Origin of the sequence: Vibrio sp. 1CM2L, assembly GCF_023161695.1 — a bacterium.
GTDB lineage: Bacteria > Pseudomonadota > Gammaproteobacteria > Enterobacterales > Vibrionaceae > Vibrio > Vibrio coralliirubri.
This window is the reverse complement of record NZ_JALNTT010000029.1, coordinates 1-415: the sequence shown is the minus strand read 5'-3', so window position 1 is coordinate 415 and position 415 is coordinate 1. Positions and strand designations below refer to the sequence as shown.

1 tRNA gene is annotated in these 415 nt (G+C 39.3%); it reads right to left on the bottom strand.

Annotation, left to right across the window (positions count from 1 at the left end):
• Positions 1–224: 224 nt before the first annotated feature.
• Positions 225–300 (bottom strand) — tRNA-Ala (locus tag MSG34_RS24145).
• Between the last annotated feature and the right edge of the window lie 115 nt (positions 301–415).

Sequence of the window (415 nt, the reverse complement as noted above, 5' to 3'; positions counted from 1 at the left end):
TGTTTGCCGGACTCAATTGTGATTCAAACAAGTTTGAATCGAATACAAGACACTTGAATGTGTTTGTTGTGTTTATCTAATGAAAGATAAACATTGAGAACTTTTAAATTTGATTGAATTACTCGTAAGTAAATCAATCAGTCAGCTTTCCAAATTGTTAAAGAGCTAGATATTTCAAAAGAAATAACCATTTTTAAAGATTCTTAAGGAAGAACACTTAAAGATGGTGGAGCTATGCGGGATCGAACCGCAGACCTCCTCGCTGCCAGCGAGGCGCTCTCCCAGCTGAGCTATAGCCCCATCTGGAAAAGTATTTCCTACTCTTAACTTATTAAACCATCAATCTGTGTGGGTACTCATCAAAGATATCTTCGTATAAGGAGGTGATCCAGCCCCAGGTTCCCCTAGGGCTACC